This is a genomic window from Pseudomonas baetica (assembly GCF_051216495.1).
Lineage (GTDB): Bacteria > Pseudomonadota > Gammaproteobacteria > Pseudomonadales > Pseudomonadaceae > Aquipseudomonas > Aquipseudomonas baetica_B.
The window spans coordinates 397,274-403,588 of the sequence record NZ_JBPKAM010000001.1 but is presented as its reverse complement, the minus strand read 5'-3'; the positions used below and the strand labels follow the sequence as shown (position 1 = coordinate 403,588).

The window sequence follows — 6,315 nt, the reverse complement described above, 5'->3', positions numbered from 1 at the left end:
CCCCCAACCCCCCCCTCCCCCCCCCCCCTCCCCCCCCCCCCTCCTCCCCCCTCCCCCCCCCCCCCCCCCCCCACAGTTGTACTCCTTATGGAAAAACTCCGGAACGATTCAATGCCCCCCCACCACCATATGGCTGAACGGCGCGATGTAAGCCTGCAACGTCACCAGGCCGCCGACCAGAATCGCCAGGATGATCGAGTGGAAGAACACGTAGCGCAGGATTTCCCCCTCATGGCCGTACCAGCGGGTGGCAGTGGAGGCAACCACGATGGACTGGGCGTCGACCATCTTGCCCATCACACCGCCAGAACTGTTGGCGGCGGCCATCAGCACCGGGCTGAGTCCCAATTGCTCGGCGGTGACTTTTTGCAGCCCGCCGAACAGCACGTTGGAGGCGGTATCCGAACCCGTCAACGCCACACCCAGCCAGCCGAGCAGGGTGCCGAACATCGGGTAGAAAATCCCCGTCGCGGCAAACGCCAGGCCCATGGTCGCGTCGAGTCCCGAGTAACGGGTGAGGAAACCGAGGGCAAGCATGGCGACAATGGTGATCAGTGAGTAGCGCACGACCCAGATCGTTCGCAGGTATTGGTGAATCAGCTGCGGAATGGAGTAACCCATCAGCAAACCGCCAACGATCGCCGCCAGCAGGATGCCGCTGCCGGTGGCGGTGAACCAGGTGAATTTGTACACCGCTTCTTCGACTTTCGGTGCCGGCACCACCGGTGGCACTTTCTCGATCTGCTGATGGATGGTGGTGAAGGTCACGACCGGGGCGAACACCGGGTTGGCTTCACGCATTGGCTTGCCCTGTGGGTCGAGCTTGGCCGAGCTGGTGGCCGGATCGATCGCCGGGCGGGTGTCGAACATGTTTTTAAAGTTTTGGGTGCCCCAGGCAAACACGAAGATGGTGAGGATGATCCAGGGCATCCAGGCGCGCATCACGGCGTTTTTCGAATCGCCGGAAAATGCGGCGGTCGGTTCCGGTTTGCTGGCGTACTCGTCATCGATTTTCGAGTCGTCGACCCGCCCGGACAAGGCTGCGGAGGTGTGTACGGTGGCCGGTTTCCAGACCTTGAGGAATCCGGTCAGGCAGGCCATGGAAATCAGCGCGGCGATCACGTCCACCAGCATCGGCCCGTGATAGTTGGACACCAGGAATTGCGGGACGGCAAAGCTGACCCCGGTGACGAGGATCGCCGGCCAGATTTCCAGCATCTTGCGCCATCCGGCGAAGGCCCAGATCAACCAGAACGGCACGATCACCGAGAAGAACGGCAGTTGTCGGCCGACCATCATCGACAGCTCCATTTCATCCAGCCCGGTGACTTTGGCCAGGGTGATGATCGGTGTGCCGAGGGCGCCGAATGCCACCGGCGCGGTGTTGGCGATCAGCGCCAGGCCAGAGGCGGCCAGCGGCGAGAAGCCCAGCCCGATCAGAATCGCCCCGGTCACCGCCACCGGCGTACCAAAGCCGGCGGCCCCTTCGAAAAAGGCGCCGAAGCAGAAGGCAATCAGCAGCAGTTGCAGGCGACGGTCATCGGTAATCCGCGCCAGGGAGTCCTGCAGCACTTTGAACGAACCGTTTTCGGTGGTCAGTCGGTGCAGAAAGATAATATTCAGCACGATCCAGCCGATCGGCAGCAGACCGTTGGCGGCGCCGTACAACGCCGCTGAACCGGCCATGCTGGCGGGCATGCCGAAGGCGAAGATGGCGATGATGAGCGCCGAGCCCAGGGCGAGCAATGCCGCCAGGTGCGCCTTGACATGGAAGAACGCCAGGGCGGCCAGCATCACCACCACGGGCACAGCGGCCAAAAGGGTTGAAACCACCGGGTTGTTGAACGGATCGTAGATTTGCTGCCAGACCATGTTCCACCTCTGCTTGTTATTGTTGGAAATGCAGACCCTTGGGGGTAGGTGGCCTGTAGTATAGGTGGCATTACGCCGCTGTCAGGTTGGGTCTCCAGCCCCCTGAACCAACGCATTTCAAGGTCTGAGCTAGCATTGCCAGTAAGGTCTGAATCCAGCCATGGGAGGAAAGCCGCAATGACCGAGCGCCATCTGGAACATAAGGAAACGCTGTCGAACGGATGCAGCATCAAGGTCAAGGCCGAGATATTGAAAGACGGTTCGTTGGGCATGTTCATCGGGGTCTACTGGCCGGATGGCTCGGTGATTGACGAGAACCATGATCCCAAACCTCACATGCTGGACATGGAGGCGGCGATGGACTGGGGGATCGATATTGCCAAGGGCATTGGCAATAGCCAGCGCACGTTGTGAGGCAGCGTTGAACCTGTGGGAGCGGTTTGAAACCGATAGCATTTTTCTGTCCTGCGACGCGGGTCACAGTACGAAATCGGTCTAAAAACACCATTCCATTTCCGGAGCGCTTTGCTAGTCTGAATCTTGTAGGTGAAAACGCAGACTGATGCGCAAGCGGATAGCGAGGACGCGTGGGGCGCGCTCCGAAGGGTACACGGTTAGAAAGATCTCCGCGCTGAGATCCAGCCCTTATGCCGTGTGAAGCAGGACAGCGCATATTGCTGTTGCTGTGGGAGTCCTGATAAACCTCGTAAGCCAGAGACCAGCACTGGCCACCTACTAAACCCACTAGAGCCCGCCTTGTGCGGGCTTTCTAATGCCTGTTGATTCTGTAGGAGCGAGCTTGCTCGCGATGGAGGCACAAACACCGCTGGGTGTCAGACAGCCAGCGTTATCGTTAGCGTTCATCGCGAGCAAGCTCGCTCCTACAGGTATCAGGGTTAAACCAGGTTGATCGTGACGTCGATGTTGCCACGGGTGGCCTTGGAGTAAGGGCAGGTCTGGTGTGCTGCATCCACGAGGGTGCGGGCCAGCACCGGGTCAATGCCCGGCAGGCTGACGTTCAGGCGCGCCTGCAGGAAAAAGGCGTTGTCAGTCTTGCCCAGATCGATTTCGGTAGCGACGCTAACGTCAGCTGGCAAACCAACCTTCAGCGCCGCCGCGGCCTTGCCCATGGCGCCAATGAAACAGGCCGACCAGCCGGCCCCCAGCAGTTGCTCAGGATTGGTGCCGCTGACGGCAGAGCCCGGCGGGGAGAGTTTGACGTTCAGGCGTCCATCGTCGCTGCGCGACTCGCCCTGGCGGCCGCCGGTGGTGACAGTCTTGCCGGTGTACAGCACGGTTTCGATTTGATTGATCATGGGGGCTCCTGAAGGTTTCGGTGCTTGGGCCGTGACGGCGTTCGTTCAATCGAAGACCACCGAAAGGCGACCGCTGCACTTTTTCACCCCCATGTACGCCGCATGTGTCCTTGATACCCCCGTTGTGTATCGCTGTGTACCGTCGCCGGGCAAACCTACACAACGATACAAATCGCCTGACTCGACAAGTTCACACAACAACCGGGTGGCGTTTGCTAGCCTGCGTCTTCCGTCATTCAACAGGCACCTTTCGATGTTCAAGATCCGCGTCATGACCCTGGACGATTACGAAGCGGTCATCGACCTCATGTGCAACACACCTGGCATCTCCCTGCGCGATGCCGACTCCCGCGAGGCGACTTCCCGTTACTTGCAACGCAATCCGGACATGAGCTTCGTGGCCGAAGTCGATGGTGTGCTGGTCGGCTGCGTGATGTGCGGGCATGACGGTCGACGGGGCTATCTGCAGCATTTGCTGGTGTTGCCGGCGTATCGGCAGCAAGGCATCGCCGGCGCGCTGGTTGAGCGATGCCTTTCCGCTCTGGAGGAACAAGGCATCCAGAAATGTCACCTCGATGTGTTCAAGAGCAACGAAGCCGCTGCACGTTATTGGCAACGCCAGGGTTGGCAGTTGCGCACGGATATCGATCGGTATTCGTTTATCCGCTCGGGAAACAGCAATGCCTGACAGCCCTTTGTAGGAGCGAGCTTGCTCGCGAAAAACGATTGGGCAATGCGTTCATTCAGAGAGCACGTGTAATCGTTGACCTCCATCGCGAGCGAGCTCCTACAGGGTCTATGGCGTTCAAAGGGGTATCTGATGCGTCGATAACACCTGGCGCAGCCCCATGAACGAGCGGATCTGCCTGACACCCGGCAGGTACAGCAATTGCTCGGCATGCAGCCGGTTGAAGCTTTGGCTGTCCCGGGTCCGTATCAACATGAAGTAGTCGAATTCGCCGGTCACCACGTGGCATTCCATGCAGCCCGAGACCTTTTGCGCGGCAGCCTCGAAGGCGGCGAAGGATTCCGGCGTGGAGCGGTCCAGCACCACGCCGATCAGCACCACCATACCCGCGTCCAACGCCTCAGGTTCAAGCAGGGCAACGATGGCCTTGATCAGGCCGGCCTGCTTGAGCCGCTCGACACGCCGCAGGCAGGCCGGGGGACTCAACTTCACCTTTTCCGCCAAGGCCACATTGGAGATGGACGCGTCCCGTTGCAGGGCCTTGAGGATGGCGCGGTCGGTCCGGTCAAGCTGCGTAAGCTCTGTAGCTTTGATGCTGGATTTCTTTTGATTGTTTGTTGCGTTCATATTGGTTTTCACGCAATAAAAGGTTTTTATTGATTGCTTAGATCGATCAATAGTTCGAAATTACGGCTAAGTTTGCAACACCAATTTTCAGGTTTTTCCCTAAGATTGATTCATCGAAGCCCTCGCGACAGAGCTTGGATATCCCAACCTTCAAGGAATAGCGCCATGAACCTGAATCGTTTCAAACGTTATCCGTTGACCTTCGGTCCATCTCCCATCACCCCTTTGAAACGCCTCAGCGAGCACTTGGGCGGCAAGGTGCAGCTGTATGCCAAGCGGGAGGACTGCAACAGTGGCCTGGCCTTTGGCGGGAACAAAACCCGCAAGCTCGAGTACCTGATTCCCGAGGCCATCGATCAAGGCTGCGACACCCTGGTGTCCATCGGTGGCATTCAGTCGAACCAGACCCGCCAGGTCGCCGCGGTCGCCGCACACCTGGGCATGAAATGCGTGCTGGTGCAGGAAAACTGGGTGAACTATTCCGATGCCGTTTACGACCGCGTGGGCAACATCGAAATGTCGCGGATCATGGGCGCGGATGTACGGCTTGACGCTGCAGGCTTCGACATCGGCATCCGGCCGAGCTGGGAAAAGGCCCTGAGCGATGTGAAGGAGGGTGGTGGCAAGCCGTTTCCGATTCCGGCGGGTTGTTCCGAACACCCCTATGGCGGCCTCGGATTCGTCGGCTTCGCCGAGGAAGTACGGCAACAGGAAGAAGAACTGGGCTTCAAGTTTGACTACATCGTGGTCTGCTCGGTGACCGGCAGCACCCAGGCCGGCATGGTCGTCGGTTTTGCGGCGGACGGTCGCTCGAAGAACGTGATCGGCATCGATGCTTCGGCCAAACCCGAGAAAACCAAGGCGCAAATCCTGCGCATCGCCCGGCACACCGCCGAGCTGGTGGAGCTGGGGCGCGAGATCACCGAGGACGATGTGGTGCTCGATACCCGTTTCGCCTATCCCGAATACGGTCTGCCCAACGAAGGCACGCTGGAGGCGATCCGGTTGTGCGCCCGCCTTGAAGGCGTGCTGACGGACCCGGTGTACGAGGGCAAGTCGATGCACGGGATGATCGAGAGGGTGCGTCGCGGCGAATTTCCGGAAGGCTCGAAAGTACTCTACGCCCACTTGGGCGGGGTGCCGGCATTGAACGCCTACAGCTTTCTGTTTCGTAACGGTTGATCGTAGGCCGCTTGGTTGAATGAAGAATCCTGTGGGAGCTGGCTTGCCAGCGATAGCGGTGGATCAGTCAGCATTCATGTTGAATGTAAAACCGCCATCGCTGGCAAGCCAGCTCCCACAGGGATTGTGGTCATACCGGGAGCACCGCCATGCACGCGATATCGCAATCCGCAATCTGGGTCAAAGCACCTTCAGCGAACGCTGGCGTGGTCATCGTGACCAGCGCCGCGTTACCCCAGTACATGATCGATCAGCTGCGCCTGGCGATCGATGACTGGGACCAGGTGGGTTATTTGGTCGTCAGGCAATCCACTGCGTTAATGCTCGACTGGTTGCGAGTCGGCTCCAGCACCATCGAGTCGACGCAGGTCGACACCTGTGATGCCCGTCAACTGCTGAGTGGCGTCTCCAAAGGCTGCTTTTTACTGGATGTCGAAATTGACCCGATCCCTGGCCTTGCGTGGCTGGGGTCGGTTTGTGGCCACACGCTGCGCGTCCTCGAAGTGGGACAAGTCGAGTCATCCAGCGCAGCGATGGATCGACAGGTGGAAAGCATTTTATCGGTGACCCGGGCGCTGGCGAAAAACGTGCTGCAAGAGCGCTGTGTCATTTAGTGAAAGTCGGCCATAT

General features: G+C 59.3%; 7 protein-coding genes. 4 read left to right on the top strand and 3 right to left on the bottom strand.

Annotation, left to right across the window (positions count from 1 at the left end; translation table 11 throughout):
• Positions 1–108 precede the first annotated feature (108 nt).
• A complete protein-coding gene (locus tag ACSFE6_RS01825; RefSeq protein ID WP_435426012.1) occupies positions 109–1,872 on the bottom strand; it encodes an L-lactate permease in 1,764 nt (587 codons plus the stop codon).
• A 177-nt stretch (positions 1,873–2,049) separates the two neighbouring features.
• Here ACSFE6_RS01825 and ACSFE6_RS01820 point away from each other — a divergent pair, with 177 nt between their 5' ends.
• Positions 2,050–2,286 (top strand): hypothetical protein, encoded by a 237-nt coding sequence (locus tag ACSFE6_RS01820; protein ID WP_435426011.1) that lies wholly within the window; start codon positions 2,050–2,052, stop codon positions 2,284–2,286.
• Between the two features lie 482 nt (positions 2,287–2,768).
• Here the strand turns inward: ACSFE6_RS01820 and ACSFE6_RS01815 are convergent, their stop codons facing one another.
• The gene (locus ACSFE6_RS01815) at positions 2,769–3,188 is read right to left on the bottom strand and encodes an organic hydroperoxide resistance protein (protein ID WP_435426010.1); all 420 of its coding nucleotides are present in this window, start codon (positions 3,186–3,188) and stop codon (positions 2,769–2,771) included.
• A 253-nt stretch (positions 3,189–3,441) separates the two neighbouring features.
• On the opposite strand from ACSFE6_RS01815, the gene ACSFE6_RS01810 reads away from it, so the two are divergent.
• A complete protein-coding gene (locus ACSFE6_RS01810; protein WP_435426009.1) occupies positions 3,442–3,876 on the top strand; it encodes a GNAT family N-acetyltransferase in 435 nt (144 codons plus the stop codon).
• A gap of 117 nt (positions 3,877–3,993) precedes the next feature.
• On the opposite strand, the gene ACSFE6_RS01805 is transcribed toward ACSFE6_RS01810, so the two are convergent.
• On the bottom strand, positions 3,994–4,503 hold the full coding sequence (locus tag ACSFE6_RS01805) for an Lrp/AsnC family transcriptional regulator (RefSeq protein WP_435426008.1): 510 nt from the start codon (positions 4,501–4,503) through the stop codon (positions 3,994–3,996).
• A gap of 165 nt (positions 4,504–4,668) precedes the next feature.
• Here ACSFE6_RS01805 and ACSFE6_RS01800 point away from each other — a divergent pair, with 165 nt between their 5' ends.
• Both ACSFE6_RS01800 and ACSFE6_RS01795 read left to right on the top strand, forming a co-directional pair.
• Complete coding sequence (locus ACSFE6_RS01800; protein ID WP_435426007.1) at positions 4,669–5,685, top strand: 1-aminocyclopropane-1-carboxylate deaminase; 1,017 nt, start codon at positions 4,669–4,671, stop codon at positions 5,683–5,685.
• A gap of 149 nt (positions 5,686–5,834) precedes the next feature.
• Positions 5,835–6,299, top strand: a complete 465-nt coding sequence (locus ACSFE6_RS01795; RefSeq protein WP_435426006.1) for a transketolase — start codon at positions 5,835–5,837, stop codon at positions 6,297–6,299.
• Positions 6,300–6,315: the final 16 nt, after the last annotated feature.